Source organism: Pseudomonas sp. Irchel 3H3 (assembly GCF_900187635.1).
Taxonomy (GTDB): domain Bacteria; phylum Pseudomonadota; class Gammaproteobacteria; order Pseudomonadales; family Pseudomonadaceae; genus Aquipseudomonas.
Genome location: NZ_FYEC01000010.1, coordinates 84,594 through 111,576, shown reverse-complemented (window position 1 = coordinate 111,576; position 26,983 = coordinate 84,594). Strand labels below are relative to the sequence as shown.

Genomic DNA, 26,983 nt, shown 5'->3' with positions numbered 1-26,983 from the left:
GTGTAGGAGCGAGCCTGCTCGCGATGGCGGTATGTCAGGCGCCACCGATGTTGCCGGTACCCTCCCCGTCAAATCCCAGTGCACTGGCTGACAAGCCAGCCACCCGCGCGTCGGCGTAGCTTGGTGGCGTGGGCGAACGACGCGATATGCGCTCCAACCTCAATAACAACAAGACCCCTGGTGACCCATGAGTACAGTAGATCCGATCACCCTGGCGGTGGTGCGCGGCGCGCTCGAGACTGCGCAGCGGGAAATGACCCTGACCCTGGAAAAAACCGGTCGCTCGAGCGTGTTCAACCTCGCTCACGACTATTCCAATGCCCTGTTCGATCATCTTCCGGAAATGATCCTGCAAGGCCAGGACATCCCCATCCACCTCGGCTCCCTCATCCCGGCCATGAAATGCGTCGCCGGTTTCTTCGGCGACGACATCCTCGAAGGCGATGTGATTTACCACAACGACCCGGCCTACAAAGGCAGCCACATCCTCGACTGCTGCATGTACAAACCGGTGTTCTACCAAGGCGAACTGGTGTTCTGGGCCGTCTGCAAAGGCCACCTGACCGACATCGGTGGCCCTGTGCCCGCCGGCTATAACCCCGACGCCAAGGAGATCTACGCCGAAGGCCTGCGCATACCGCCGGTCAAGCTCTGGTCCCAGGGCAAGCGCCGCGAAGACGTGATCAACCTGCTGCTGACCAACATGCGCGCCCGGGCCTATCAGGAAGGTGACCTCAACGCCCAATACGGCGCCTGCACCGTCGGCGAGCGGCACCTGCTGCAACTGCTCGAGCGCTATGGCGTGGAGCAGGTGCGGGCCTGTATCGCCGAACTCAAGGACATGGCCGACCGGCACATGCGCGCGCTGCTGCGTGAAGTCCCCGACGGTTTCTACAGCGGCACCGCGGTACTGGAAGACTCCGGCCACGGCCTGGGCGAACTGGCGATCACCGCGCGGGTGGAGATTCGCGGCGACGAGGCCCACGTGCTGATCGAAAGCCCGCCGCAGGTGCCGTACTTCATCAACTCCTATGCCGGCAACTCGGTGTCGGGGGTGTACCTGGGGCTGATGATGTTTGCCCAGGTACCGCCGCCCTACAACGAAGGCCTGTACCGCTGCGTGTCGGTCGACCTCGGGCCACCCGGCACCCTGTGCAACGCCTCCGAACCGGCGCCCCACGTCAACAGCACCACCACGCCGATGGAAACCCTCGCCGATGCGGTACGCCAGGCCCTGGAGCAAGCCGCGCCAGAGCGGGTCACCGCGTCCTGGGGCCACGCCAGCGGGATCAACATTGCTGGCCACGACCCCCGCAACGGCAACGCCGAATACGTGACCATGGTCCTCGCCTCGATCATCTCCGGCGCGGGTGCCAACCAGGCCATGGACGGCTGGCCGGCGTGCGGACCGCTGTGCTGCTTCGGCGCGCTGATGTCCGGTGACATCGAGTTGCTCGAGTACTCCTACCCGATCCTGATCCACCGCTACAGCCTGATGACCGACAGCGGCGGTGCCGGTGAATTTCGTGGTGGCTCAGGCACCCGTATCGAAATCGAACCGCTGGACCACGCGATGACGGTGGTCGGCTTCGGTGAAGGCCGGCAACTGCCCACGGCGGGTGCGGCGGGTGCCAGCAACGTCCTGCTGGAACCGAAACTGGGGCGGCTGATCCACCGCAAGGTCGATGAAGCAGAAGACCACTTCACCTACAACGCACAACTGACAGCCCAGCCCGGCGAACGGGTGATCAACATCAATCCCGGCGGTGGCGGCTACGGCAACCCGTTGCGCCGACCTGTAAGCAGTGTGCTCGAGGACGTGCGCAACGGCCTGGTGTCGCTTGAAGGCGCGCGTCGCGAATACGGCGTGGCCATCGACGGCAACGGCCAGGTCGACGACGCCGCGACCCATGCCCTGCGCACCGCGCACTGATCACGCCAGCCCCTTGAGCCATCTGGAATCCGACACCATGAGCCAACCACAATATCGCCTGGGCATCGACGCCGGCGGCACCTTCACCGACTTCATCCTCGCCGATCGCCAGGGCAACGTGCAGTTGTTCAAAGCGCCCTCCACGCCCCAGGACGGCACGCTGGCAATCCGTAACGGCCTGGCGCAGATCGCCGATGCCATCGGCCGCACCCCGGCCCAGATCATTGCCGACTGCGACCTGTGCATCAACGGCACCACCGTGGCCCTCAACGCCCTGATCGAAAAGACCGGGGTCAAGGTCGGCCTGCTGTGCACCGAAGGGCATGAGGACAGCCTGGAAATCCGCCTCGGCCACAAGGAGGACGGGCACCGCTACGACGCCAGCTACCCGCCCGCCTACATGCTGGTGCCGCGCCACCTGCGCCGGCCGATCAGCGGCCGGATCATCAGCGATGGCCGCGAGCATACGCCGCTGGATGAGCAGGCAATCCACGCGGCCATCGAATACTTTCGCCAAGAACAGGTCAAGGCGGTGGCAATCTCCTTCGTCTGGTCGGTGCGCAACCCCAGCCACGAACAACGCGCCGCCGAACTGGTACGCGCGGCGCTGCCGGACGTGTTCGTCTGCACCGGCAATGAAGTGTTCCCGCAGATCCGCGAATACACCCGCACCTCCACCACCGTGGTCAACGCCTACCTGAGCCCGGTGATGGGCCGCTACATCGAGCGCATCGACGCGCTGTTCGAGGAACTGGGAGCACGCCAGCCGACTCGCTACTTCCAGTCCAACGGTGGCCTGGCCCCCGGCCTCGTGATGCGCGAGCGCGCGGTCAACGCCATCAACTCCGGCCCTGCCTCCGCGCCCCAGGCCGGCCTGTGCGTGGCCCAACCGTTCGGCATCGACAACGTGATCACCGTCGACATGGGTGGCACCTCGTTCGACATCACCCTGAGCAAGGCCGGGCGTACCAACTTCAGCAAGGACACCGACTTCCTGCGCTACCGCATCGGCGTGCCGATGATCCAGGTCGAAACCCTCGGCGCCGGTGGCGGCTCGATTGCCTTCCTCGACGACTTCGGCATGCTCCAGGTCGGCCCACGCAGCGCCGGGGCCAATCCTGGGCCGGTGTGCTACGGCAAGGGCGGCGTCGAGCCAACGGTCACCGACGCCAACCTGGCCCTCGGTTACCTGGCCGATGGCGCATTGCTTGGCGGCAGCATTCGCTTGAACCGCCAGGCGGCGATCGAGGCGATCCGCAGCAAGATCGCCGAGCCCTTGGGCATCAGCGTGGAGCGGGCGGCCACCGGCATCATCACCCTGGTCAACCTGAACATGGTCAGCGGCATCCGCCGGGTCTCGGTGGAACGCGGCTACGATCCTCGGGACTTCGCCCTGATCGGCGCCGGGGGCGCAGCGGGCATGCACGTCATGCGCCTGGCCGAGGAGATCGGCAGCAACGTGGTGCTGATCCCCAAAGTTGCCTCGGGCCTGTGTGCCTACGGGCAGATTCTCTCGGACATCCGCTACGACCAGTTGACCACCCTGCCCATGCGCCTGGACGACGACCGGGTCGACCTGCCCCTGCTCAACCGGACGCTATGCGAGCTGCGCGAGCGGGGCATGGATAACCTGCGTGAAGACGGCTTCGGCGCCGGCAACAATGTCGAGTGCCGGTACAACCTGGAAATCCGCTACCTGGGCCAGATTCACGAATGCAGCGTCGAACTGTCCTGCGACCAACTCGACCCAAGCGCCCTGGCGACCTTGCGCGAGGCCTTCCACACCCGGCACAAGGCGCTGTTCTCCTACAGCGAACCGCAGAGCCCGATCGAACTGGTCAACCTTGAGTGCTCGGTGATCGCGCGCCTGCAACGCCCACCCATGCCCGAGTTGCCGCCAGCCACCAGCGACGCCCCGGCCCAGGCCAGTAGCCACCGCTCGATGCTGTTCGATGCCCAGGCGGCCTGGCAGCAGACCCCGGTGTACAACGGCGAGCACCTGCAGTCCGGGCAGACGGTCGAGGGTCCCTGCGTGATCGAGGAAGCGACCACCAACATCGTGGTGCCGCCAGGCTGGCGCGCGACGCTCGCGCCGTCTGCCACCTACCGGCTGACGCGTGGCGGTTGACCCCCTGTAGACATTGGCAAATGATGGCCTCCCAGCGGCGCCGCCAGTCCTTGACCGGCGGCGCCGCCCTCAGAAAAACAACAACACGAGGGCAGCCATGGCACACACCGTCTCCACCCGCCACTGGTCCGACAGCGAACGCCAGCCCCGCTGGGCGCAAGCGATCGGCAGTGCCTACTTCCCGTTGTCGCTGGAATTTGCCGCCAGCGACCGTTTCAGCGGCAACCTGCAGATCTGGGAAACCGCCAGCACCCCCCTGACCCTGTCGCGCCTGCGCTCCAGTCAGCTCGGCTATTCGCGCAGCAAGGCCCAGGTCAGCGAAGACCAGCAAGCCTGCTACCTGGTGACCGTGCCCCGGCGCAGTGAAGTGCATTTCGAGCAGGACGGCCGCGCCCTGCATTGCCAGCCCGGCGGGTTCATTTTCGAGCGCGGTGACGCGCCCTATCGCTTTCACTACGCCAGCGACAACGACCTGTGGGTGTTCAAGCTGCCGGAACAAGCGCTGCACGGCCAGCTGCGCGGCGCCGAACGCTATACACGCTTTTGTTTCGACGCCCGGCGAGCCCTGGGGCGGATCTTCGTCGATCAGTTGGCAATGTGCGCCGCACGCTTTGACGAGTGCGCTCCCAGCGCGCGCCACATGTTGCTGGAACAGGCCCTCTCGACCCTGCTGATGGCCCTGCGCGACGATGAGCGCGTGCTCAGCAGCGAGAGCTCGAACCTCGCCGCCCTGCACCTGCAACGCATCGAACGCTACGTTGAACAACAGCTGGGTAACCCCGACCTCAACCCGCAGCAGATCGCCGAGGCCTGCGGGGTGTCAGTGCGCTACCTGCATAAACTCTTCAGCAGCACCCCCTACAGCCTGGGTGAGTGGATACGCCGGCGCCGGCTCGAGGCCGTGCACCGTGGCCTGCTCGATCCCAACTGCTACTTGTCGATCGGCGCCCTGGCGATGCGCTGGGGCTTCAGCGACCAGGCGCAGTTCACCCGCAGCTTCCGCCAGCATTTCGCCTGCACCGCCAGCGAAGTCCGCGCCAGCGCCCGGCACGGCCGGGATCCAGGGGCACGGTTGATCCAATAGACGCCGGCCTCAGAACCCCACCGTGGCCGACAGCAGCCAGGTGCGCGGGGTCGACAGGGTCAGGCCCGCCGCACTGTCGGACGAGGTGGCGGCCGAGGCCCAGTAGGTCTTGTCGAGGACGTTTTCCACGGCGGCGCGCAGCGTCACTGGGCTGTCGCCAACCTTGAAGGCATAACGGCCGCCCAGGTCGTAGCGTTGCCAGGCATCGATCTCTTGGTCGTTGGCCGGGTCCAGGTACTGGGAGCTGGTGTGGATGGCCCGTGCGGTGAGGGTCAGGCCCTGTACCGCAGGAATGTCCCATTCCGCACCGAGGTTGGCGTTGACCTGCGGTGCGCCGGTGCCACGATTACCGTCGTACTGGCCATCGGTGGTATCGCTCTGCTTGCTGTCGAGCAGCATTACCCCACCCAGCAGGCGCACACCGTGCAGCGGTTCACCGAAAACGTTGAACTCCAACCCCTGGTTGACCAACTGGCCGTTGGGCTTGAAGTTGTTCTGGTCATCGTACTGGTAGGCCGGCTGCTCGATGCGGAACAGGCTGCTGGTCAGGCCGAAGGTGCCATGGTCGTACTTGATGCCGACCTCGCCCTGCTTGCTGCGGTACGGCGCGAAGACCGTATCGGCATTGTTCGCCGTGCTCGGCGCGGTCTCGCCCTGGGTCAGGCCTTCGACGTAGTTGGCAAACACCGACAGCCGATCGCTGGCCTTGAACACCACGCCCAGGGCCGGTGAAGTGTCGGTCTCGTCATTCACCGGCTCATCGCGCACGCCATTGCTCCAGGAGGTGACCTTGACCCGTTGCAGGCGCGCGCCAAGGGTCAGCAGCAGACGGTCCTCGAACAGCCCCAGGGTGTCGGCCAGGGCCACACTGGTGAAGCGGTCTTCGGTGTGGGTGCTGGTATCGATGCGATTGGGCTGGCCCGGATAGGCCACCTCCACCGGCTGGTAGATATTGCCGATGCTGCGTAAGTAGCGCTCACCGGCGTTGTCGAAGTCCATGTCGAAGCGGTTCAGGCTCAGGTTCAGGGTGTGGTTGACCGCGCCGGTGCTGAACCATTGGCGGGCACCGAGGGTGGCGGTCTGCACGTCTTCATCGCGGCGGAAGGTGCGCGGTACCAGGGTGAAGTTGCCGTTGTCCTGGGTGTTCTGCACGCCATGGCGCAGGAAATCGTAGTTACCTTTGCGCGCGCCATAAGCGGCGTAGAGCATCAGTGAGTCGCTGACATCAAACTCGCCACGCAGCGCACCGAAGGAGTCCTTCGATTGCGCATAGGTCCAGGGTTGGGCGAAGTTGCGGTCGATATCTTCGGCCTTCGGCACCTTGGCCCCGGGTGCCAGTTCGACCCGCTCCTGAGGGGCGTCGGCGCGCCGCTGCTGGTGTCCGATGTCCAACGACAGGCGGACCCGCTCTTCGCGCAGGTCGAGGCCCAGCACCCCGGTTTCCCGCTCGATGGCCTGGTGGTCCCACTCGGTGTCGCCGGACTGCTGTACACCGTTGAAGCGCACACCAAAACGCTGGTCCTCGCCAAAGCGCCGGCCAATGTCCAGGGCACCGCCGAACTGCCCGGCAGAGGCATAGTTAGCCGTGATCTCGGTGACCGGTGCATCCGTGGCGCGCTTGGGCACGATGTTGATGCCGCCACCGATACTGCCACGCGGGGCAATGCCAGAGAGCACCGCGCTCGGACCCTTGAGGATATCGACGCGCTCGGCGATTTCCATGTCGATGGCGTAGGTCGGGAGGATGCCGTACAGGCCACCGTAAACCACGTCACTGTTGAACAGGCTGAACCCACGGATGGTGAACTGCTCGAAACGCCCGCTGGCCGGGTTGGTGGTGCGCACCGACGGGTCGGCGGCCACCACGTCGCCGAGGGTCCGGGCTTGCTGGTTCTTGATCGCCTGCTGGGTGTAGGAGGTGACGCTGAACGGGCTGTCCATGAAGTCCTGGTCACCCAGCATGCCCTGGGAGCCGGCACGATTGACCTGGCCACCGGCGTAGGGCGCCACGCCCTGCTCCGCCGTGGCGCCCACAATGGCGGTGGCCGGCAGTTGCAGGCTGCCGGCGTCCGGCGCCGGCACCAGGATATAAGCCTGCTCACCCACTGCCTGCAATTGCAGACCGGAACCCTGGAGCAATCGGGCAAAGCCCTCTTGCACCGCGAATTCGCCGGACAACCCCTGGCTGGTGCGCCCGCCGACCAACGCCGGATCCACCGCGAGGTTGACCCCGGCCTGCCCGGCAAACCGGGTCAAGGTGGCACCCAGGCTCCCGGCCGGCACCTGGTAGCTGCGCCGGGCGGCGTCTTCGGCCCAACTGCTGGCGATCAATAACGGACTGGCGTTCAGGCTCAGCATGAGGCTCAGGTGCAACAAAGGACGCATACGGCTTGGCACTGCGGGCATTGGAAGAGTCTCTGGTTTTTGTTCACTTGCCAGGAATGACCGGCGAGACGCAGAAAAGGGACAGGCTTGCAGGAAATTCTGGAAAAAATAAATAAATCGCCCTGCCACTGCGCACACCCACCACGGGGGCCCACAGATCCGGCAGGCAGCCGCCAAACCTGTGGGAGCGAGCTTGCTCGCGATGGTCGTCAACGATGACGCACACTGCCTGGATGTCCGTGTCGCTCTTGAGGTTTTCGCGAGCAAGCTCGCTCCTACAGTGGTTGCGCGAACCCACAGATCCGGCAGGCAGCCGCCAAACCTGTGGGAGCGAGCCTGCTCGCGATGGTCGTCAACGATGACGCACACTGCCTGGATGCACGTGTCGCCCTTGAGGTTTTCGCGAGCAAGCTCGCTCCTACAGTGGTTGCGCGAACCCACAGATCCGGCAGCCAGCCGCCAAACCTGTGGGAGCGAGCTTGCTCGCGATGGTCGTCAACGATGACGTGTACCGCCTGGATGCACGTGTCGCCCTTGAGGTTTTCGCGAGCAAGCTCGCTCCTACAGTGGTTGCGGAAGCCCACAGATCCGGCAGGCAGCCGCCAAACCTGTGGGAGCGAGCTTGCTCGCGATGGTCGTCAACGATGACGCACACTGCCTGGATGTCCGTGTCGCCCTTGAGGTTTTCGCGAGCAAGCCGCAAGCGGGCACTCGCTCCTACAGTGGTTCAGCCCAACTGGTTGCGGGGAACCAGGGTCACCCAATAGCGGGTGCGCGTATGCACTTCCAGCGCCAGGCTGGCTGCCAGCAAGGCCAGTACCCGGTCGGTGTTGTCGAGGCGGAAGCTGCCGGTCACCCGCAGCTTTGCCAGGGCCGGCTCCCAGCGCAGCAACCCGGGACGATAGCGGCTCAGTTCCCGCAGAAAATCCCCCAATGGCTGGTCCTGCGCCGTCAGCACCCCGCTGCGCCAATCCGCCACGGAGGGGTCGAAGGCGCTCACCGGGCCAGCGCCCGAAGCTTGCAGGTCGACCCGCTGCCCGGCATTGAGCACCAGCAGCGGCCCATGCAAGGGCTGCAACTGCACCGCACCGCTGACCACCGAGACCTGGCAATGGCCGTCATTGAGGCGCACGCACACTTCGCTGCGGCTGACGCTGATCTGCCCATAGGGCGCTTGCAAGGTCAGGGGCGCCGGGCCAGGAACCTTGAGCGCCACCTCGCCGCGTACCAGGCTCAAGTGGCGGGTCCCCAGGTCAAGGTTGACCGCGCTGGCGCTGTTCAACTGCAACCAGCTGCCATCCGCCAGGGGCAGCCGCCGCTGTTCTCCGGTGCCGGTGTGCAGGTCGGCGCGCCACACGTCCAGCGGCAACTGCCGGCTCAGCAACCAGGCGCTGGGAACCAGCACCGCCACCCCCAGGGCACGCTTGAGCACGGCCCGTCGACCCGCATCCGGGCGGTCCAGGGTGGCCAGCGCCAGCGCCGACGGCAGGTCGCAAAAGCGTTGGCGCAACGCCTGCGCTCGCTGCCAGGCGCTCTCGTGGCTGCCATGGCTGTTGCGCCACTGCTGCAGGCGCTGATGATCGTCTTCACTGGCACTGCCCGATTCCATCAGTGCCAGCCACTGGGCCGCCGCGCGCGCCACTTCGCGGGCTTCGCTGGAAGGCACGGCACGACTCACAGTTCCACCAGCAAGCAATGTTCGTAGGCATGGGCCATGTAGCGCTTGACCGTACGTTCACTGACTTGCAGGCGTTCGGCGATCTCGCGATAGCCGAGGCCGTCGAGCTGACTCCAGAGAAATGCCCGGCGCACCAGCACCGGCAGGCCATCGAGCAATTCGTCGAGGGCCTGCAGGGTTTCCAGTAGCAGCCAGCGTTGCTCCGGCGAAGGCACGCTGTCCTCCGGCAATCGGGCCAGGGCATCCAGGTAGGCCTGCTCCAGGTGGCGCCGGGTGTAGAAGTTGCTCAGCAGGCGCTTACCCACCGTCAGCAGGTAGGCACGGGGCTCGCGCATCTCGGCAATCTGCTGCGAGCTGGACAGTACCCGCAGGAAGGTATCCTGACTCAGGTCCGCGGCATCCCAGGCATTGCCCATGCGCCGCCGCAACCAGCATTCGAGCCAGCTGCGATGGTCACGGTACAAGGCGTGGAGGGCATGCTCCGGAGGCGTCGCTGCGTCAATCATGTCAAGAGGCCCTGCGCGAAGGATATTTCAAATGAGAGTGATTCTAATTAATACCTTGTCACTTCACCATGTCCTTTTTGCACATTCAGCGATTACCGCGGCTTGAGTTCGCCCCCGGTTCTGCTTCAGGAGGAAATCCGCTAGGCTTGGTTTTTCTCTTCAGGATGGACCCAGGAATGCCCGTGCTCGACACCTCCCTGCAAGACACCGCCGCCCCCGAGGGCGTTTGTTATGGCTGCGGCAGCCGCAACCCCCATGGCTTGCACATCAAGAGCCGCTGGCATGAGGATGGTGTGCACGTGGTGGCCGAGCACCTGCCCGATGCCAAGTATTGCGGCTGGCCGGACCTGGTCTATGGCGGGCTGATTGCCATGCTGGTGGACTGCCATTCCAACTGGGCAGTGATGGCCTACCACTACCGCGCCGAACAGCGCGAACCCGGCAGCCTGCCGCGCATCAACTGCGTCACCGGCAACCTGGGCATCAAGTTCATCAAGCCCACCCCCATGGGCGTGCCGCTGACCTTGCGCGCGCGGGTCGAAGGTGAAGTCGGGCGCAAGAGCCGGGTGATCTGCGAGGTGTATGCCGGCGAGGTGCTCACCGCCGTCGGCGATTCGGTGTTCGTGCGGGTCGACACCGGACAACTGGCCGCTGCCGCCCACGGCCGCGAGACCGCTTCGGACACTTAAGGATGATGGGCGGACAGCGCCATGACGCTGCCCGCCCCTGGCGCTACTTGCGCGCCACCTTGTAGCGCAGGCAATCCTTGTAGAAGCTCTCGCGCACCGCCGCCGGCTTGAAGCGCGACGGGCTGTCGTAGGTCTGCTCGGTAATACCCAGGGCCATCATGCGCATCCACGACTTGTTGAACTTGTAGGTCTGGATCTTCTGCCGTGCGGCATACAGGGAAACCCCCGACAGCTTGAGCTCCTGGGCCCTGGCCGCAGTACCGGCGCCCCAACTGCAGACATACCGGTCGTTGGCCGGCAACTCCTTGGCCTGTGCAGACGCCACGACGCTGACCAGGGCAACCGGGATCAGCGCGCTGAGTAGATTTCGCATTAAATATTCCGTTTAACCACCTGAAATTCCGGCGATTTTGACGACACATCGAATGCTCAGGGGCCAGCAAATTGCCTTATCGCTGCAGCTGGCGCTGCCAAAGGGGCGGAAACAGTTCGTGCTCCATCGGCACATCGGCGGCCAGTGCCTCGCGCAGTCCCGGAAAATCCGGGGACGTCGCCCAGGGTCGCGGGGCATGGCGCACGTCATCACCGATCACCCGCACCGAAAACGCCCGCCGCCGATTTTTTCCACCCACCCCTGAAGACGCATGCAGGGTCAGCATGTTGAAGCACACCATATCCCCCGGCGCCAGCTCCCAGCCGAGGATCGGGAAGTCCTCGCGGTGATTCTCGATGTCGGGCAATTCGCCCAGGGTGCCCTCGGCAAACCATTTGGCCTGGCTGTCCATGAACGAGCGCGGCATCAGCCACGGGCCCTTGTGCGAGCCACCGATGAATTCCAGGGTCGCGGCCCTGGGCACCGGGTCGACCGGAATCCAGAAACTCACGGTGTCCGAACCGCTGATGTTGTAGTACGGCTGGTCCTGGTGCCAGGGGGTACGCTGGCGGGTGTTGGGCTCCTTGACCAGCAAGTGGTCATGGTGCAAGCGCACCTGCTGGCTGCCGAGCAAGGCTCCGGCGATCGGCCCCAGCGCCGAGTTGAAGATGAAGTCGCGGTAGTCGCGGTTTTCCTGCCAGTTGCAGAAGTCCTCGAAGAACCAGCCCGGGTCGCTGGCACTGCTGGCGACCTTGGCCCGTGGGCTGGGAGCGGCCAGGTTGGCCTCGATGCCCGCGGTCAACTGGCTGATTTGTTGCGGGGTAAAAGCGTTGCGGATGCACACGGCGCCCTGGGTCTGGTAGGCCTGCACCGCCTCTGCGCTAATGGGGCAGGTAAAGCCGGCGTCGGCAAATCGGATCATTTCGTTCATGACGTTGGCCTCACTCACCGTAAATGTCGAAGTTGAAGTACTTCTTGGCGATCTGCTCGTATTCGCCGGACTGGCGGATGCTGGCCAGGGCGGTGTTCAGTTGCTGCTTGAGCTCGGGTTCGTTCTTGCGGATGCCGATGGCCACGCCGTCGCCAATGATGCTTTTGTCGGTGATCGGCTCGCCGGCGAAGGCAAAGTCCTGGCCTTGGGGTTTTTGCAGCAGCCCGGCATCGGCCTGCACCGAAGCCTGGAAGGTGGCATCCAGGCGCCCGTTAATCAGGTCGGAAAACACCTGGTCCTGGGTCTGGTAGGTATGGATGTTGACGCCCTGGTTGCCCCACTGCGCGCGGGCGAAGGCTTCATGCAAGGTGCCTTGCACCACCCCCACGGACTTGCCCTTGAGGGAGGCGGCGGTGGGCAGCAGCCCGCTGTTTTTCCTGGCCACCAGCGACGACGGCGCGGTGTAGATCTTGTCGCTGAAGTCCACCTGCTGGCGGCGCGCGGCGGTGGCGCTGAAGGCCGACAGGATGGCGTCGAACTTGCGTGCCTTCAAGGCCGGGACCATGCCGTCGAAATTCTGCTCGACCCAGATGCACTTGACCTGCAATTCGGCACACAGGGCGTTGCCCAGGTCGATATCAAAACCGCTCAGCGAGCCATCCGGCTGCTTTTGTTCGAACGGAGGGTAACTCGGGTCGACGCCAAATTTGATCACCGGCTGGGCCTGGGCCAGCGGCGCGAACAGTACGCCGAGTAACAGGGCGCGGTAGCGAAGTTTCAAGAGTTGCATGTAGACCTCGTCTTTTATTGGTTTTCACGGTTGGGCAGGTCGTCATTCTCAAGGGTTGAGCGGTAAAAAGGCCTCGGTCAGCTTGACCCAGAAACCGGCACCCCGAAGCAGGATGTCGTCGTTGAAGTCGTAGCGCGGGTCGTGGGCCATGCAGCTTTTTTCCCCGTCGCCGTTGCCGATGATCAGGTAACAGCCAGGGACCTGCTGCAGGAAGTAGGCGAAATCCTCGCTGCCGTTGAAGGGCACTATGTCGTTCAGGACCTCGTCCTCACCCAGCCAGTCGGTGGCCACCTGGCTGGCGAAGCGGGTCATCTGGGGATCATTGACCAGCAGCGGGTAGTCGGCACTGTAGTGGATATCGGCGGTCGCGCCGAATGCCTGGGCCTGAGCGTGGATCAGTTGCTTGATCTGGCTTTCGAGGCGGTCGCGGACGGTGTTGTTCAGCGCCCGCACCGAAATCAGCATCTGTGCGCTGTCGGGGATCACGTTGGAGGCCTTGCCGGCGTTGATCGAGCCGACGGTGATCACGCTCATGTCCTGGGGCGAGACATTGCGCGAGACGATGGTCTGCAAGGCCATGATGATGCTCGCGCAAACCACCACCGGGTCCACGGTCAGATGGGGCATCGCCCCGTGGCCACCCACGCCGTGGATGGTCACCGTGACCTGGTCGGCGGAGGCCATGAACGGTCCGGCGCGAAAACCCAATTTGCCCACCGGGTAGCCGGGCATGTTGTGCGCCGCGAACACCGCGTCACAGGGGAACTGTTCCAGCACCCCCTCCTGAATCATCCGCCGGGCACCCGCCAAGCCCTCCTCGGCCGGCTGGAAAATCAAATGCACGGTGCCATCGAACGGGTGGTCATGGGCCAGGGCATAGGCCGCCGCCAAGAGCATCACTGTGTGCCCGTCGTGCCCACAGGCGTGCATCTTCCCCGGGATCCGGCTGGCATACGGCAGGCCGGTCTTCTCCAGGATCGGCAGCGCGTCCATGTCGGCGCGGATGCCGATCACCCGTTTGCTGGTGCCTTTTTTCAGGGTGCCGATCACCCCGGTCTCCGCCAGCCCGCGCGTCACCTGATAACCCCACTGGCGAAGGCGCTCGGCGACCAGGGCGCTGGTCTCGACTTCCTGGTAGCCGAGTTCGGGGTTGGCGTGGATCTGATGGCGCAGTGCGCGCATCTCCTGTTCGATTTCTTGCAACAACGGCAGGGACTGGGTCATGGTCAGCAATTTCCTTGTTGAACGTCAGGCCGGGATTGCGCACAGTGCCAAGGCGTTTTCTGCCAGGTTCTGCTGCTCCCTGGCACAGGTGCAGGGCTTGGGCGCTATGGGTCCGAGCTTAGAGGCAGGGAGCCGGCGCCGACAGGCAATCGAAAGTCAACAGGGCAACCCAGGGTTAACAGCGGTGACACCATGAAGTTCTATCAACTCAATGCACTGGTGGCCGTAGCCGACGCGGGCAGCATCCGTGGCGCCGCCAAGCGCCTGGACACCTCGCCGGCCGCGGTGACCAAGGCGATCCAGAAGCTTGAAGCCGACACCGCGACCCAGTTGCTGATCCGTAACACCTCGGGGATCGTGTTTACCGAACTGGGCAAGAAGCTGTTGATCCAGGCCCGCCTGCTGGTGGCGCAGATGCTCAACGCACGCCAGGTGCTGGCCGACAACAACGGCGAACTGGTGGGACGTTTGTCGGTGGCGGTGACCCCCTGGCTGGCGATGACGCTGATGCCCAAGGCGGTGGTGCGCTTTCGCCAGTTGTTCCCGCAGGTGCAACTGGAACTGTATGAGGGGCTGTCATCGGTAGCGTGCCCGCTGCTGCGCGACGCCAGTGTCGACCTGTTCATCGGGCGCCTGGACACGCGTTTCTCCAGCACCGACCTGACCTACCTGCCGCTGTTCACCGCCGACTGTGCGGTGGTGGCCCGCCGGGAACACCCGCTGGCGGACAGCCGGCGCATGGAGGACCTGGCGGCGGCCGACTGGATCATGGCGTCGCAGCAAGACGGCACGATCTCCACCCAGGGCCATGTGCACTTCGCCCATTCGCTGTCGATCATCCTCAGCCTGCTGCGCGAAACCGATATGCTCAGCGTCTTTCCCTGGCCGCTGGTGGAGCTCTGCGCACAACGCGAAGGCCTGTGCGCCCTGCCCTTGCGCGAGCCGGTGGGCAGCGCATCGGTCGGTGCCATCAGCCGCAGCGGACAACCCCTGCGGCCAGCGGCAGAGCGGTTCCTGGAATGCCTGATCGAAACCATCCACTTCGAGATGGGCCACGCCCACTCGCCGTATCGACGTATGTTGCAGACCGTCGATTTGCTGGTTTGAGGTGGCTAGCGGTAGTCAGGATCTCGCCGTTGCAGACCTGTACCTCTTGACCCGGTACATCTCACCATCCGCATGGCTGAGCAGCGTATCGGCATCTTGGCCGTCGGCGGGATAGCAGGCCACGCCGATGCTGCACGACGGCGTGCTGATCGCACCAAACTCGGCCCCCAGCGGCTCAGCCATGGCCGCGAGAATCTGCTCCACCTTGTGCGACACCGCGTCCGGTGACTGGATATCGGTCAACAGCACCGTGAACTCATCACCGCCCATCCGCGCCACCGTGTCCGTCTCGCGGACGCACGCTTGCAGCCGGCGGGCGATCGCACAGAGCACCCGATCGCCGGCGGCGTGGCCATGGATATCGTTGATCTGCTTGAAATCGTTGATGTCCAGAAACAGCAACGCCAGCGTGCTCTGGTGCCGGTGGGCGGCGTGCAGCGCTGAGTCCAGCCGATCATTGAACAGCGAGCGATTGGTCAGTTGGGTCAGCGGATCATGATGGGCGAGGAACCGTAACTCCTCCTCGGCCTGCCACAGGGCCGTCACATCCCGAGCGACGCCGATCCGCGCGCCCACCTCCTCGGACCAGAACGCCGCCCACAGGATGTGCACGATAGCGCCATCCTTGCGCAGATAGCGGTTGCGGAAATCGACATGGGGCCGGCCATTCATGACCCGGACAATCGAAGCCCGGGTGGCCGCCAGGTCGTCAGGGTGCATATAGTCGGTGATCGGGGTGCCGATCAGCTCATCGGCGCGGTAACCCAGCAGCGTCTCGCAGGCATCGCTGACAAACGCAATCTGGTTATCCCGGTCGACGACAAACACCGTGTCCAGCATCAGATGGATCAGTTTGGGATAGAGCGCTTGCAGGTCTACGGGCATAGGTCAGTGCAATCTGGTTCGAATCGCCTGATCATGCCCGATCACCCGGGGCGACGGCTAGAATTCCTTGAGCAGGCGCAATCAATCACTGATCCACGAACTACTCGCTCACCCCGCGCTAGTACCCCGCAGGAAACCCCAACAGCAACAACCACCCCGCCACAAAGAGCCCAACGCCGAACGTCAGGTGCGCGATCACACTCCTGCGCCTCGCCACGTTCGGCGCCGCGGTTCGCGAAGCGGCGATGCCCAGGCCGAACGCGGGCTGCAGGATGAAAAAAGGCGCAATCACACTGACCAGGCCCGCCACCAGTGCAGGCAACAGCGTGGGGTTGTGGAGCCAGGAGAGCCCTTGGACACCGACTAACAACATGGCGAAGAAACACCCGGTGAGGTAGTGAAACACCCAACCCAGCAGGCGTTCATGCCTGACTCGGGGCGCCGTCACAATCGAGGCGTGCCAAAACCGGCCTCGCACCATGTGCCCCAACCACCGCCCGACGAGCCCGTAATCCAGCGACGCCAAGCCCAACAACCGCGCCTGGATAAACGCCGACAAGTCCATGATCAACGTCGCCCCCATGCCAACCAACAGAATGCGCAGTACCGCCTCCCCTACTCCCATGTCATCTCCCCTTGCCTTCAGTCTGTTTTAGCGATTTGATCCGGGCAGTCTGCAAGTTCAAGTCGACTTGAGGTCAAGCATGAAAGAGATGGAAATCGGTGAAGTGGCACGTCGTTCCGGCCTGCCGGCTTCAACCCTGCGCTACTACGAAGAAAAAGGCCTGATCCGCTCGATCGGCCGCCGTGGCTTGAGCCGCGTGTTTGCCGCGGATGTACTCCAGCAGTTGTCATTGATCGCCCTCGGGCAATCAGCGGCGTTTTCCCTGGACGACATCGCCACCATGCTGGACGCCGACGGCCAGCCCGCCATTGATCACCAGCGCCTGGCACAAAAGGCCGACGAACTGGACCGCACCATCGAACGCCTTAGCGCCATACGCGACGAGCTTCGCCGTGCAGCATCCTGCCCTGCTCCGCGGCATATTGAATGTCCAAAGTTTCAGGACATGTTGAGTGCTGCTGGGAAACTGGAGACCAGGAATAGAGCAGGTAAAGGAAGGTCGCTGCCTAACGTTCGCCAACCCGCACTCGGAGAAAATTAAGCTTGAAATAAGGTAGGAACCTTATCTTTTGGTTTTTTTGGATCTGAGCATTTCGAGCATGTGCACCTTTAACGCGGAGTCGAAACCCCTTTTCAGTATCGTTCTGGTGAATTACAAGACCCTGGATTTGACCAAGGTATGCCTGGATCTTTTATCTGCACATGCACAAAAAGCCGGCATTGCGGTATGGGTAGTCGATAACGGATCTGCGGATGCCAGCACTGAGTATTTGCGCTCACTCGATTGGATCAACTTGATTGAACGCAAGTCGCTCACCCCAGAGCCAGGCCACATTGCCCACGGCAACGCCCTGGATATGGCGCTGGAAAAGGTCGATACCGATTACGTGTTTCTACTGCACACAGATACATTCGTTTTCGATCCACAGGTATTTACGATGATGCTGGAGCACTGTCGTCAAAATCCGACAGTCGCCGCCGTCGGTTGTACTGAGCAACTCAATCGAGGAGTGCCCAGGACACTTTGGCGATTCACTTCGCGCCTGGCGAAACATCATTTCAGGCGCCTGAAGCTGTCGCTAGGTCTGCGCTCCAGAGATCCGAAACCTTACAGGGAAACCCACCTGAAGAGCTTTTGTACGCTTTGGAACAGCAAAATCATCAAGCAGCACGGCTTGCGTTTTCAGCTCGATGAGCGAGTACCTGGCTATGCATTGCAGGACGGGCTGATCGATATCGGCTACAAGGTTGTGTTTCTTTCACCGCGAAAAATCTTCAAGTATCTGGACCACATCCAGGCGGGAACGGTCGCTGCCGGCGGTGGTTATGGTCAACATCACCGACGCACAAAGATGTACGAAAATATTCTCAAACGCTTCAATACGTTGAACACGCCCACAGCCTGAACATGGCTAATGCCGGCCATAGGCTCTGCGGGATCTGAATTCAGTGGCTTGCAAGGCTACGGTAGGAAACCGCAGACAACAAAAAACCCGCACTAGGCGGGTTTTTTGGTTGTTTCAGGTGGTATTGCAAGCACCTGAAAACAAAAGGTGGTGCCCAGAGACGGAATCGAACCGCCGACACGGGGATTTTCAATCCCCTGCTCTACCGACTGAGCTATCTGGGCCGCGGCGCAATTAAACGTTTTTTACCCCCGCGGCGTCAACCACGAAATCAAAAAAAACTAACGAATACCTATGCTTACGACTGTCCTTGAGGACGAAAAAAGTCAACGGCCGCGGAGTGTCTAGATAAAGGTGGGATTTGGCTGCGACAGGCACTCATTGCGTCAGGGTATTGCCAAGTCAGCAAACCTTAGAAGAAAATGAGAGTCATTATCAAATATCTTCGTTGCGGGCCACCCCCATGTCCTCTGTCGACCACTCTCAACAACATGCCGTGCAGACGCTCTACGAGCATCACCATCAGTGGCTCTGTGGCTGGTTACGCCAGCGGCTTGGCTGTGTCGACAACGCGGCGGACCTGGCCCAGGACACGTTCATCCGGGTACTGACGCAACGCAAGGCGCCTGAATTGCGTGAGCCTCGCGCCTACTTGAGCACCATTGCGCGCAGTTTGATGATCGATATGTTCCGCCGTCGGTCCCTGGAACAGGCGTACCTGGAGACCCTCGCGCTCAGCCCCGAACCGATCGACATCTCGCCTGAAACCCGCACCCTGATCATCGAAACCCTGATGGAAATCGATCGCCTGCTCGATGGCCTGGGTGGGCGCACCCGTGAGATTTTCCTGTTGGCACAGCTTGACGGGCTGAGCTACGTGGAGATCGGCCGACGCCTGAACGTCTCGGTGAACACGGTCAAGAAACACGCGGTGCGCGCCCTCACGCATTGCCTGCTGTTGGCAGACGACTGAAGTGCGCCCGCTCGCCTTGGATCACGCGACACTCGAAGCCGCAGCGCGCTGGTACGTCGACTTGCGTACAGAAGTGCCCGACGCCGCCATCCGAGAAGCACACCGACGCTGGCTGGAGTGTGACCCTCGCCATGTCCAGGCATGGGAGCGCCTGACCCGCCTGCAAGACAAACTTGGCCAAGTCGCACCAGGTATCGCCCGGCCGACACTGACCAGTGCCCGGGCCAAACGCCGTGACGTGCTCAAGGTCCTGTCGATTGTCTTGGCGGCCGGCGGGGCTGGTTCGCTGGCCTGGAACACAACACCCTTGCCGACCCTGATGGCCGACCAGCGGACCGCCACCGGCGAACGGCGTCGGGTGCTCCTGGATGACGGCAGCCTGGTGCGACTCAATACCGCGACCGCAGTGGACATTCGCTACAGCGCGAGCTTGCGCGAAATCCACCTGCTCAGCGGTGAGATCCAGATCGAGACTGCGCCAGACCAACAGGCACGGCCCTTTATCGTGCATACCCCATCGGGCAGCATTCGCGCCCTGGGTACCCGCTTCGTGGTGCGCTACGACGCGCAGCGCACGCGGGTCAGCGTGCAGGAACATGCGGTCGAGGTGCGCAGCGCAAACAGTCTCGGTCCGGCCGTGCGAGTGGATGCCGGGCAGCAGCTCGACTTCGACAGCAATGATGCAGGCGCGGTGCAGCGCTCCAGTCCCCAGGTCGACGCCTGGACCCGCGACATGCTGGTGATCGATGACTGGCGCCTGGGCGATTTCATCACCGAGTTGCAGCGTTACCGTCCAGGTCATCTGGGCTGCGCTCCAGCGGTCGCCGACCTGCGGATTTCCGGCGCGTTTCACCTCGGTAGCAGCGACGCCATCCTCGATAACCTGACCTCGACCCTGCCCGTGCGGCTGCGGCGTTTCAGCCGTTATTGGACGCGCGTCGAAGCCATTTGAGGGTTTTTGCAGAAAATTTATCGAAGGGGGTTGTTGATTTTGATTCTCGTTCGACTTTGTAGATAGAGGCGCAAATAGACGCCGCCATTTACTGCCATCGGGCGAAAGGAAACCGCATGATCCCCCGCACCCCCCAGCCGCGCAAAGTCTTCCGCAAGTCTGCCGTCAAACCCCTGAACCGCGCGGTGCATATCGCGCTGCTGGGGATGGCGCTCGCCTTGCCACTGGGTACGGTACTGATTGCACAGCCTGCCTGGGCACAGACCAACATTGAAACCAGCTTTGATATTCCGGCCGGAGCCCTGGGTTCGGCACTCACCCAGTTCGCCGCGACTGCTGGTGTGACGGTCTCGTTCGATCCGGCCCACGCCAGCGGGCAGAAGACCGCCGGGCTGCGCGGCCGCTACACCACCGATGCCGGCCTGCAGAAGCTGCTGGCCGGTAGCAGCTTGCAAGCGGTTCTCCTGCCGAGCGGCAGCTACTCGCTGCTGCCAAGGGTCCCGGGCGCTGCGCTGCAGTTAGGTGCAACCAATATTTCCGGCCAGGCCATCGAGTCGGCCTATGGACCGGTCGACGGTTATGTCGCCACCCGCAGCGCCACCGCGACCAAGACCGATACGCCGATCCTGGAAATCCCCCAGGCGATCAACGTGGTGACGGCCGATCAGGTTGCCGTGCAGGGCGCACGCAACCTGACCCAGGCCCTGCGCTATACGCCGGGCTTGAGCACCGGCGGTTTCACCGACCGCAATGTTATCGCCGACGAGATCACCAGCCGAGGTTTTGCCCCGACCCCGTTGTACTTCGATGGCGCCTACGTGCCTTATGCCGGCAGCCTGGGCGGGGCTCCGCAAATCGACCCCTACACCCTGGAGCGCATTGAGGTGCTCAAGGGCCCCTCCTCCGTGCTGTTCGGGCAGAACCAGCCGGGCGGCCTTATCAACCTGGTGTCCAAGCGACCCACCAGCGAACAGCGCAGCCAGGTCAAGCTCGGCGCGGGCAGTTACAACCGGGTCAATGGTGCATTCGACACCAGCGGCCCGCTCGACGACCAGAAGGCATTCACCTATCGCGTGGTGGGCCTGGCGAAGAAAGGCAATGAGCAGGTCGCGCACACCAATACCGAACGCATGCTGCTGGCGCCCAGCCTGACCTGGACGCCCACTGACGACACGTCGTTGACCCTGCTGGCGCAAATCCAGCGCGACGATGGCCTGGCCGATTATCAGGCGCTGCCGCGGGTCGGCTCCCTGGATCGCGGTCCGACTGGCCAGAAAATCAAACGGGATTTTTTCTCCGGGGATTCGCGCTACAACGACTACAAGCGCGACCAGTACATCTTGGGCTATGACTTCAGCCACAACCTCAGCGAAGACCTGACGTACCGGTCCACTGCGCGCTACACCGACGTACGTGACCAGTACAAAGGCTTCTACCTGCGCAGCTTCGTCACCGATGATGCCGGTGTGGTTGATCAGACCCAGGCCAATCGCGTCAAGCTGGACTGGCGCCAGCACAACATCGCCTACACCGTCGATAACAACCTGGAATACAAATTCAACACCGGCGCCCTGGAGCACACCACGCTGGCCGGGGTCGACTATCGTCACTTCAGCCGCAAGTACGACGGCTACAACGCCTACAACGTGTTGCCGGTCGACCTTTACGGCAAGAACAACTACGACACCGCAAGCGTAACCCCGGTGCTCGATACCAAGTGGGACAACACCATTCGCCAGACGGGTGCGTACCTGCAGGATCAGATCAGGCTGGACAAGTGGATCCTCACCATCGGCGGCCGCCAGGACTGGGCGGAAATCGACAACAAGGACCTGCTGGCCCATACCGTCACGTCACAACGGGACAACCAGTTCACGGGGCGAGTGGGCCTGACCTATGTCACCGATTTCGGCCTGGCGCCCTATGTCAGCTATTCCGAATCCTTCCTGCCAACCCTGGGCACTGCGGCGCCCGAGCGCGGTGGCAAAGCCTTTGATCCAACCGAAGGCGAGCAGTACGAAATGGGGGTGAAATATCAGCCGTACGACAAGACGCTGATCACTGCCTCGGTGTTCCAGGTCAAACAGAAAAACGTGCTGACGGGCGACACCGAGTACCCGCAATACTCGGCGCAGAATGGCGAAGTGCGCTCTCGTGGCATCGAACTGGAAGCCAAGTCCAGTCTCGATAATGTCGACGTCATGGCCGCGGCCACCTACATCGACTCCTTCTACACCAAAAGCACCTATGGCGATCAGGGCAACCGCAGCGAAGCCACGGCACCGGTCTCGGCCTCGCTGTGGGTGGATTATCATTTCACCCAGGCGACCATCGATGGCCTGACCTTCGGTGCTGGCGCCCGTTACACCGGACGCAAGCCGGGTGACTCGGCCAACTCCTTCGACGTGCCGGCCTTCGTGGTCTACGACACCACGGTCAGCTATGACCTGGGCAAGCTGGACGCCGGCCTGCGCGGCGTGCGCACCAGCCTCAACGTGCAGAACGTCTTCGACCGAGAGTACGTCTCGGACTGTAACTATTCGTTCGGCTGCTACTACGGCCAGGAGCGAGTGGCGTCGGTGGAATTGACCTACGACTGGTGATCCCGTAGGGCAACGAGGCAGCCTTCGCCAGGTGCACAACACTTCGGTGTCCGATTGCGCAACGCCTGCACCCACGCAATCTATTGGCGAGGCCGGGTGCATGTGGGGCGCAAGCAGGCCTTGGCGAAGGTTCGTTTCAAGCCGTTTGCAGTCCTTCGGGAGTTGATGGTGTTGCTCTATCCTTTGTAGTCGCAGTGAATCTGCATGCTTTCTGTTTGATTCTGATGAATTTCAAAGCCGCATTGCCTCAATGCATCCTTGACCTTGTTAATAACTACAAGGTGCTGCGCGGCAACTGCCTCTTGTCGAGTTAACGAGGTAAATACGCCAAAGGGTAGAAAGCGCAATCTTTTTCCATTCAGCACAACAGACACATCGACATGCGTGCCGTCCACGTCATGCCCGTTAGATCCAAATATATCCGTTACCTCATTCTTCCTTTTTGGATACAAGGTGCAAAATAGCCTGACACCGAACCAACGCGACAATAGTCGAAACACACCAAGGTTACTGCTTTTGCTTTCATACCCTCGAACGATAAGCAAACGAACTGACGGAGGCAGCATTGACTGAGTCTCGACCATCTTGTTGAACGTGTTTTGTTCGATCAACACCTTTGATGATGGCCAGCGAGGCCCAACCCTTATGCCTTGACTCTCCCCTTTCACTAACTCAAGCATTTTCAACCGTCTCTATTTCCCGTGCTCTCAACGCCATATGCAATAACGGAAAAGGGTTGCCTTCGTTATCCAAAGGCGAGCGTCCAGTTTGGATAAACCCATAATGCTCATAAAAGCCCACGCCTTGCGGGTTTTGCTCATTCACATCGACACTTAGGGTCGGGTGCCGAGCACGTACATGATCCAGCAGTATTCGACCAATGCCTTGGCCGCGCCGATCTGCGTCGATAAAAAGCATTTCTACATTGTGACCACTGGTGGCGATGAAGCCTGCAATTCCAATAGCGTCCTGGCAAACCCAGACTTCGAGTTCAGGCATGGGCAGGTAACTTTCCTGGACGAGGCACCGCAAGCGCTGGATGTGATCCTCACTCAGGAAATCATGAGTGGCACGTACCGACCTCTCCCACAGTGCACCTAGAGCAGGATTATCGTGCGCTGCTTTTTTGCGAATATTCATGGACGTCATTCTTTAAGTGGAAAGTTATCCTAATCAATCGCACTTTTACAGGAAAGCAAATATTGACTGAAAGCAGACCTTGGCTAACGCCTGCCTTGGGTCGATCGGCCAGAAGCAAACACTCGGAAGATGTCCTGAGCGATCAGTTTCTCATGCCATGAATTCGTCCAGCTGTCGTACCATCAGCGCGTCGACAGAATGGAGGTTGATATGGGCAATACTCAGGGCAAACGAGTCGTAGTCGTTGGTGCAGGTATCGTGGGCGCATCACTGGCGTACCACCTCGCGAGTAAAGGCGCGAATGTCACCGTGGTCGAGGCTGAAGGTATAGCGTCGGGAGTGACGGGAAGTTCATTCGCATGGATCAACACCTCACACCGTGAACCTGACCCCATTGCGCAACTGCGCGGTGCTGCAATCAAGGAGTACCGCCGCCTCGAAACGCAGCTGCCGGATCTCGAGATACGGTGGACAGGCGCTTTGTCTTATAGCGCGATGCCGAATGGAGCGCTGCAGGCTTCAGCTAACCAGGTGTCTCGATCGCAGATTCTCGACCTTGAACCCAATCTAAAAAATCCCCCTCAGTCTGCTTTGTATGCGGCTGAAGAAGGGGCGCTGGATGCAGTGGCAGCTACCCATGCGTTGATCGCCGGTGCCAAGGCGTTTGGGGCGAAGATTCTCACTCAGACGCGAGTTCTTGGTTTCGTAACCCAGCGTGCAAAGGTAACCGGAGTCGAAACAACACAGGGCATCATCGATGCCGATGTTGTGGTATTGGCCGCCGGGACAGGTATCACGAAGCTGACAGATAGGCTTGAAGTGCCCCTTCCAATAGAGGCCTCGCCTGCCATTTTCATCCGTTACAAGGCCCAACCCGACCTCGTGCACACCCTCATCTCCAGCCCTGAAATGGAAGTGAGGCAAAGTTCGGATGGTGCGTTGCTGGCGGCAGAAGATTACCTGGACAACACCATGGAGAATCAGCCAGCAGCGATAGCGCTCCGCACTGCCAAGACCATCCGCAACGAACTCCATGGGGTTGTTTCCATAGAGCCGCAATGGGCTTGTGTCGGGCTCAGGCCCATGCCCGCCGATGGCATCCCCATCATCGGTTATCTACCAAAAGTCAGCGGCGTCTATGTGTGTGCAATGCACCCCGGAGTTACTTTGGCGGCGATAGTGGGACGTCTTGCCAGCGAGGAGATCGTCGACGACAAAGCGTCCAGCGCCCTTGGCCCATGCCGGCCCGATCGGTTTTTGCGAGCGTAGTGGATGCTCTTCTGAGGCAACTGTCGGCCAATAGCTGACAGCTGCCTCCATATCGGGACGAGGCCACGGCACAGAAAGTCAGTCCCAGCAGGGTACCTATGTCATGGCAAATTGCGAGACGATGTATGTACACACGCTCACCCTCGTCGGGTTCCTGCTCTGACCGCAGTGCTGTTGCTACGGAGATGAAATGACGTTTCCCCCCTTGCACAATTTTAAAGTGTTTGAAAGCGTAGCCCGCTTGGGCAGTCTGGCAGCAGCCGCGGTTGAGTTGCACGTCACCACCGGCGCGGTGAGCCAGCAAGTCAAAACGTTGCAGGCCAGCCTTGGCGTGGCGCTGTTCACCAAACGCGGTCGACAGCTTGTGCTGACCGACAACGGCCGACTGCTACAAAAGCACGTAGCGAACGCAATGAGCGAAATCAGCGACGCGGTGGCAGCATTGCAGACCGACTCCGCTGCAGAGCAGGAGGTCGTCGGGATCACCTTGTCCATTCCTCCTGCGGTAGGAGTGGAGTGGCTGACCACGCCGCTGCTACGCTTCATGGAGGCGTCCCGCTCGGTGCGGGTGAGCGTGATCACCGCTCCGAGCATGCCGCAAGTGGACTGGCGCCGCGCCGATATCGCGGTGGTCTACGGTTCGCCACCATGGCCAGGCTTATGGTGGCGTCTGCTGCACGGCATTCGCATGACGCCAGTCTGCAGCCCGCAGTTCTTGCGAGGGCCTAAAGCCATTCGGGAAGTGCCTGACTTGGCTCAACACCGCCTGCTACACGAAGATAATGGCCGCCAGTGGCAGCAATGGCTGGTCGACGTTGGCTTCAGCCGTATCGGCGAAGAGGATATCTTCTTTGAAGATTTCGGTATGGTCTTGCAGGCAGCACGGGACGGTTTCGGCGTGGCGCTGAGCGATGAACTCGTCTCCGCTCGCGATCTCGACGAAGGCCGATTAGTACGTCCGCTGTCGATCACCGTACCTGCGTTGCACAATTACTATGTTGCCTGCTCCGAAGGGACGCGCGAACGCCCGGAAATCCGGGCATTCATCGACTGGTTGCTCGCTACAGCCGGGCAGCCCGATCAGTAACCGTAGCCACGACCATCAGTAAACTGGATGTTGGTGAGAATGCTGATGCCCTTCTCCACCTTATAGAGCTCGGAACTCTTGATCAGTTCCGGATCGCTGAACGCTTCACCCTTGGCGCGCCCCGCCAGAATCAGAGCCATCTTGTCGCGGATCGCCTGTACGTCCGCGTATGTCATGGCCGGAACCTTGGTTGGATCCTCGTCAGCATGAGCGCCATAGATGGCCGTCTGCTCGTTGATCACCTTCAGCGTGGCGTCGAGAGAAGCAACGTAGTCGTTAAGATTCCCTGCCAATAGCCAGGACGGGTAGACGTGATCCCCTGCCAGCAAAATATTGTGCGTCTCATCGAAGAGTGCCACTTCATCCTGCGTGTGACCGGGCACGCTGATCAGACGCACCTTGAGACCGCCAAGGTCGATCGTCTCATCTGGTTTTATCAGCCGCGCGACCTTGAAGGGCGGCACGACCATGTGATCGAAGTTGCCCAGGTAAACCGGCTCGGGGACACGGTAGAAGTCATCCTCTCCCCTGAACTGACGAATGAAGGGCGTATCCACTAAGTAGATGCTTTTAAAATTGTGCAGGCCGCCAAGGTGATCGAAATGCAGGTGTGAGGGCAGCATAGACAGCGGCTTGTTGGTGATTTTACGCGCCACCGACGTGATGTCTTCTTTCTGGTTGGCCCCGGAATCAAACATCAATGCCTGATCCTCGCCCACCAGCAAATACGAAAAATTTTTCTGGTAGTAATTGGGCTCACCGATCGCGTATAGAAAGTTCGATAACTTGTGCACCACAAACGCCGGGCTTTGCGCAGTGGAGGCTTCCTGGGCCTGAATGGCAAATGGCACGCAGAGGATAACGGAGGAAACCAGGGTCAGGACTTTTACGAGTTTGTGCATGGCGTGCGAACCTTTTCTCTTATTGTCAGCGGAAGGCAGTGTGCTTTTGGCAATGCCTATCTGACTGGCTGTCGGTGCGCACATCAATGGATGATTTTTAAAGCAGGACACTTCAGCTCAACTAAAGCATGCGTCAAATAGTCAGCTAGCTTTTCGACTCCAGGAAGTAAAAGCCGAAAATCATTCCCCTTCAATCTACTGAGCGCAGGTTGTGCTAGGAGGCCTTGCCTCCATAGCTATCCACCATATGAATAATGCATGTGCAAACATGTGATTTCCATAATCTCTATGGATTGGAGAGCATTTACCCATC

Annotated in this window: 24 protein-coding genes and 1 tRNA gene; 12 read left to right on the top strand and 13 right to left on the bottom strand. The window is 61.6% G+C overall.

Annotated elements, in window-relative coordinates; genetic code table 11:
- Positions 1-187: 187 nt before the first annotated feature.
- The 3 genes from CKW24_RS13635 to CKW24_RS13625 all read left to right on the top strand — a co-directional run bounded on the left by CKW24_RS13635 (position 188) and on the right by CKW24_RS13625 (position 5,145).
- Positions 188-1,933: a hydantoinase B/oxoprolinase family protein gene (locus tag CKW24_RS13635; protein ID WP_095168703.1), complete on the top strand. Its 1,746-nt coding sequence runs from the start codon at positions 188-190 to the stop codon at positions 1,931-1,933.
- A gap of 37 nt (positions 1,934-1,970) precedes the next feature.
- The gene (locus tag CKW24_RS13630; protein ID WP_095168702.1) at positions 1,971-4,061 is read left to right on the top strand and encodes a hydantoinase/oxoprolinase family protein; all 2,091 of its coding nucleotides are present in this window, start codon (positions 1,971-1,973) and stop codon (positions 4,059-4,061) included.
- Between the two features lie 97 nt (positions 4,062-4,158).
- Positions 4,159-5,145: a helix-turn-helix domain-containing protein gene (locus tag CKW24_RS13625; protein ID WP_095168701.1), complete on the top strand. Its 987-nt coding sequence runs from the start codon at positions 4,159-4,161 to the stop codon at positions 5,143-5,145.
- A 9-nt stretch (positions 5,146-5,154) separates the two neighbouring features.
- On the opposite strand, the gene CKW24_RS13620 is transcribed toward CKW24_RS13625, so the two are convergent.
- The 3 genes from CKW24_RS13620 to CKW24_RS13600 all read right to left on the bottom strand — a co-directional run bounded on the left by CKW24_RS13620 (position 5,155) and on the right by CKW24_RS13600 (position 9,714).
- A complete protein-coding gene (locus CKW24_RS13620; protein WP_371917590.1) occupies positions 5,155-7,530 on the bottom strand; it encodes a TonB-dependent siderophore receptor in 2,376 nt (791 codons plus the stop codon).
- Positions 7,531-8,257: 727 nt separating this feature from the next.
- Positions 8,258-9,208, bottom strand: a complete 951-nt coding sequence (locus tag CKW24_RS13605; protein WP_095168697.1) for a FecR domain-containing protein — start codon at positions 9,206-9,208, stop codon at positions 8,258-8,260.
- Complete coding sequence (locus tag CKW24_RS13600; RefSeq protein WP_095168696.1) at positions 9,205-9,714, bottom strand: sigma-70 family RNA polymerase sigma factor; 510 nt, start codon at positions 9,712-9,714, stop codon at positions 9,205-9,207. The genes CKW24_RS13605 and CKW24_RS13600 overlap by 4 nt, the downstream gene beginning before the upstream one ends.
- Before the next feature lie 176 nt (positions 9,715-9,890).
- Between CKW24_RS13600 and CKW24_RS13595 the strand changes: the two genes are divergently transcribed.
- On the top strand, positions 9,891-10,403 hold the full coding sequence (locus tag CKW24_RS13595; RefSeq protein ID WP_095168695.1) for a PaaI family thioesterase: 513 nt from the start codon (positions 9,891-9,893) through the stop codon (positions 10,401-10,403).
- A gap of 43 nt (positions 10,404-10,446) precedes the next feature.
- On the opposite strand, the gene CKW24_RS13590 is transcribed toward CKW24_RS13595, so the two are convergent.
- From CKW24_RS13590 to CKW24_RS13575, 4 genes are all read right to left on the bottom strand, one after another.
- A complete protein-coding gene (locus CKW24_RS13590) occupies positions 10,447-10,776 on the bottom strand; it encodes a hypothetical protein (RefSeq protein WP_095168694.1) in 330 nt (109 codons plus the stop codon).
- 76 nt (positions 10,777-10,852) lie between these two features.
- A complete protein-coding gene (locus CKW24_RS13585; RefSeq protein WP_095168693.1) occupies positions 10,853-11,707 on the bottom strand; it encodes a phytanoyl-CoA dioxygenase family protein in 855 nt (284 codons plus the stop codon).
- Between the two features lie 10 nt (positions 11,708-11,717).
- A complete protein-coding gene (locus tag CKW24_RS13580) occupies positions 11,718-12,497 on the bottom strand; it encodes an ABC transporter substrate-binding protein (protein WP_095168692.1) in 780 nt (259 codons plus the stop codon).
- Positions 12,498-12,545: 48 nt separating this feature from the next.
- Entirely contained in the window at positions 12,546-13,721 is a 1,176-nt protein-coding gene (locus CKW24_RS13575; protein WP_095168691.1) for a M20 aminoacylase family protein, read from the bottom strand.
- Positions 13,722-13,913: 192 nt separating this feature from the next.
- Here CKW24_RS13575 and CKW24_RS13570 point away from each other — a divergent pair, with 192 nt between their 5' ends.
- Positions 13,914-14,828, top strand: a complete 915-nt coding sequence (locus CKW24_RS13570) for a LysR family transcriptional regulator (protein WP_095168690.1) — start codon at positions 13,914-13,916, stop codon at positions 14,826-14,828.
- A gap of 15 nt (positions 14,829-14,843) precedes the next feature.
- Here the strand turns inward: CKW24_RS13570 and CKW24_RS13565 are convergent, their stop codons facing one another.
- Both CKW24_RS13565 and CKW24_RS13560 read right to left on the bottom strand, forming a co-directional pair.
- Positions 14,844-15,713, bottom strand: a complete 870-nt coding sequence (locus CKW24_RS13565) for a sensor domain-containing diguanylate cyclase (protein WP_095168689.1) — start codon at positions 15,711-15,713, stop codon at positions 14,844-14,846.
- 118 nt (positions 15,714-15,831) lie between these two features.
- Positions 15,832-16,338, bottom strand: a complete 507-nt coding sequence (locus tag CKW24_RS13560) for a DUF2938 domain-containing protein (RefSeq protein ID WP_095168688.1) — start codon at positions 16,336-16,338, stop codon at positions 15,832-15,834.
- A gap of 79 nt (positions 16,339-16,417) precedes the next feature.
- On the opposite strand from CKW24_RS13560, the gene CKW24_RS13555 reads away from it, so the two are divergent.
- Both CKW24_RS13555 and CKW24_RS13550 read left to right on the top strand, forming a co-directional pair.
- Positions 16,418-16,879: a helix-turn-helix domain-containing protein gene (locus CKW24_RS13555; protein ID WP_095168687.1), complete on the top strand. Its 462-nt coding sequence runs from the start codon at positions 16,418-16,420 to the stop codon at positions 16,877-16,879.
- Positions 16,880-16,937: 58 nt separating this feature from the next.
- Entirely contained in the window at positions 16,938-17,744 is an 807-nt protein-coding gene (locus tag CKW24_RS13550; RefSeq protein WP_095168764.1) for a glycosyltransferase, read from the top strand.
- A 148-nt stretch (positions 17,745-17,892) separates the two neighbouring features.
- Here CKW24_RS13550 and CKW24_RS13545 read toward each other — a convergent pair.
- Positions 17,893-17,968 (bottom strand) — tRNA-Phe (locus CKW24_RS13545).
- Positions 17,969-18,207: 239 nt separating this feature from the next.
- Here CKW24_RS13545 and CKW24_RS13540 point away from each other — a divergent pair.
- From CKW24_RS13540 to CKW24_RS13530, 3 genes are all read left to right on the top strand, one after another.
- On the top strand, positions 18,208-18,717 hold the full coding sequence (locus CKW24_RS13540; protein WP_095168763.1) for a sigma-70 family RNA polymerase sigma factor: 510 nt from the start codon (positions 18,208-18,210) through the stop codon (positions 18,715-18,717).
- 1 nt (position 18,718) lies between these two features.
- Positions 18,719-19,669 carry a FecR domain-containing protein gene (locus CKW24_RS13535; RefSeq protein WP_095168686.1) on the top strand — a complete coding sequence of 317 codons (951 nt, stop codon included), beginning with the start codon at positions 18,719-18,721 and terminating at the stop codon, positions 19,667-19,669.
- A gap of 116 nt (positions 19,670-19,785) precedes the next feature.
- On the top strand, positions 19,786-22,272 hold the full coding sequence (locus CKW24_RS13530) for a TonB-dependent siderophore receptor (protein WP_095168685.1): 2,487 nt from the start codon (positions 19,786-19,788) through the stop codon (positions 22,270-22,272).
- A gap of 176 nt (positions 22,273-22,448) precedes the next feature.
- Here CKW24_RS13530 and CKW24_RS13525 read toward each other — a convergent pair whose 3' ends face one another.
- Entirely contained in the window at positions 22,449-22,952 is a 504-nt protein-coding gene (locus CKW24_RS13525; protein WP_095168684.1) for a hypothetical protein, read from the bottom strand.
- On the bottom strand, positions 22,945-23,412 hold the full coding sequence (locus CKW24_RS13520; RefSeq protein WP_095168679.1) for an acetyltransferase: 468 nt from the start codon (positions 23,410-23,412) through the stop codon (positions 22,945-22,947). Before CKW24_RS13520 ends, CKW24_RS13525 begins: the two co-directional genes overlap by 8 nt.
- Positions 23,413-23,583: 171 nt before the next feature.
- Here CKW24_RS13520 and CKW24_RS13515 point away from each other — a divergent pair, with 171 nt between their 5' ends.
- Together CKW24_RS13515 and CKW24_RS13510 are read left to right on the top strand one after the other, a co-directional pair.
- Positions 23,584-24,681, top strand: coding sequence for an NAD(P)/FAD-dependent oxidoreductase (locus CKW24_RS13515; protein WP_371917592.1), 1,098 nt, complete (start codon positions 23,584-23,586; stop codon positions 24,679-24,681).
- Between the two features lie 190 nt (positions 24,682-24,871).
- On the top strand, positions 24,872-25,768 hold the full coding sequence (locus CKW24_RS13510; RefSeq protein ID WP_095168675.1) for a LysR substrate-binding domain-containing protein: 897 nt from the start codon (positions 24,872-24,874) through the stop codon (positions 25,766-25,768).
- Here CKW24_RS13510 and CKW24_RS13505 read toward each other — a convergent pair.
- Positions 25,762-26,670 (bottom strand): MBL fold metallo-hydrolase, encoded by a 909-nt coding sequence (locus tag CKW24_RS13505; RefSeq protein ID WP_095168673.1) that lies wholly within the window; start codon positions 26,668-26,670, stop codon positions 25,762-25,764. The genes CKW24_RS13510 and CKW24_RS13505 overlap by 7 nt on opposite strands.
- Positions 26,671-26,983 lie beyond the last annotated feature (313 nt).

Coding starts and splice junctions, on each gene's coding strand:
- CKW24_RS13635 (WP_095168703.1), top strand. CDS start 188: ATGAGTACAGTAGATCCGATCACCCTGGCGGTGGTGCGCGGCGCGCTC.
- CKW24_RS13630 (WP_095168702.1), top strand. CDS start 1,971: ATGAGCCAACCACAATATCGCCTGGGCATCGACGCCGGCGGCACCTTC.
- CKW24_RS13625 (WP_095168701.1), top strand. CDS start 4,159: ATGGCACACACCGTCTCCACCCGCCACTGGTCCGACAGCGAACGCCAG.
- CKW24_RS13620 (WP_371917590.1), bottom strand. CDS start 7,530: ATGCGTCCTTTGTTGCACCTGAGCCTCATGCTGAGCCTGAACGCCAGT.
- CKW24_RS13600 (WP_095168696.1), bottom strand. CDS start 9,714: ATGATTGACGCAGCGACGCCTCCGGAGCATGCCCTCCACGCCTTGTAC.
- CKW24_RS13595 (WP_095168695.1), top strand. CDS start 9,891: ATGCCCGTGCTCGACACCTCCCTGCAAGACACCGCCGCCCCCGAGGGC.
- CKW24_RS13590 (WP_095168694.1), bottom strand. CDS start 10,776: ATGCGAAATCTACTCAGCGCGCTGATCCCGGTTGCCCTGGTCAGCGTC.
- CKW24_RS13585 (WP_095168693.1), bottom strand. CDS start 11,707: ATGAACGAAATGATCCGATTTGCCGACGCCGGCTTTACCTGCCCCATT.
- CKW24_RS13580 (WP_095168692.1), bottom strand. CDS start 12,497: ATGCAACTCTTGAAACTTCGCTACCGCGCCCTGTTACTCGGCGTACTG.
- CKW24_RS13575 (WP_095168691.1), bottom strand. CDS start 13,721: ATGACCCAGTCCCTGCCGTTGTTGCAAGAAATCGAACAGGAGATGCGC.
- CKW24_RS13570 (WP_095168690.1), top strand. CDS start 13,914: ATGAAGTTCTATCAACTCAATGCACTGGTGGCCGTAGCCGACGCGGGC.
- CKW24_RS13565 (WP_095168689.1), bottom strand. CDS start 15,713: ATGCCCGTAGACCTGCAAGCGCTCTATCCCAAACTGATCCATCTGATG.
- CKW24_RS13560 (WP_095168688.1), bottom strand. CDS start 16,338: ATGGGAGTAGGGGAGGCGGTACTGCGCATTCTGTTGGTTGGCATGGGG.
- CKW24_RS13555 (WP_095168687.1), top strand. CDS start 16,418: ATGAAAGAGATGGAAATCGGTGAAGTGGCACGTCGTTCCGGCCTGCCG.
- CKW24_RS13550 (WP_095168764.1), top strand. CDS start 16,938: ATGTGCACCTTTAACGCGGAGTCGAAACCCCTTTTCAGTATCGTTCTG.
- CKW24_RS13540 (WP_095168763.1), top strand. CDS start 18,208: ATGTCCTCTGTCGACCACTCTCAACAACATGCCGTGCAGACGCTCTAC.
- CKW24_RS13530 (WP_095168685.1), top strand. CDS start 19,786: ATGATCCCCCGCACCCCCCAGCCGCGCAAAGTCTTCCGCAAGTCTGCC.
- CKW24_RS13525 (WP_095168684.1), bottom strand. CDS start 22,952: ATGCTTGAGTTAGTGAAAGGGGAGAGTCAAGGCATAAGGGTTGGGCCT.
- CKW24_RS13520 (WP_095168679.1), bottom strand. CDS start 23,412: ATGAATATTCGCAAAAAAGCAGCGCACGATAATCCTGCTCTAGGTGCA.
- CKW24_RS13510 (WP_095168675.1), top strand. CDS start 24,872: ATGACGTTTCCCCCCTTGCACAATTTTAAAGTGTTTGAAAGCGTAGCC.
- CKW24_RS13505 (WP_095168673.1), bottom strand. CDS start 26,670: ATGCACAAACTCGTAAAAGTCCTGACCCTGGTTTCCTCCGTTATCCTC.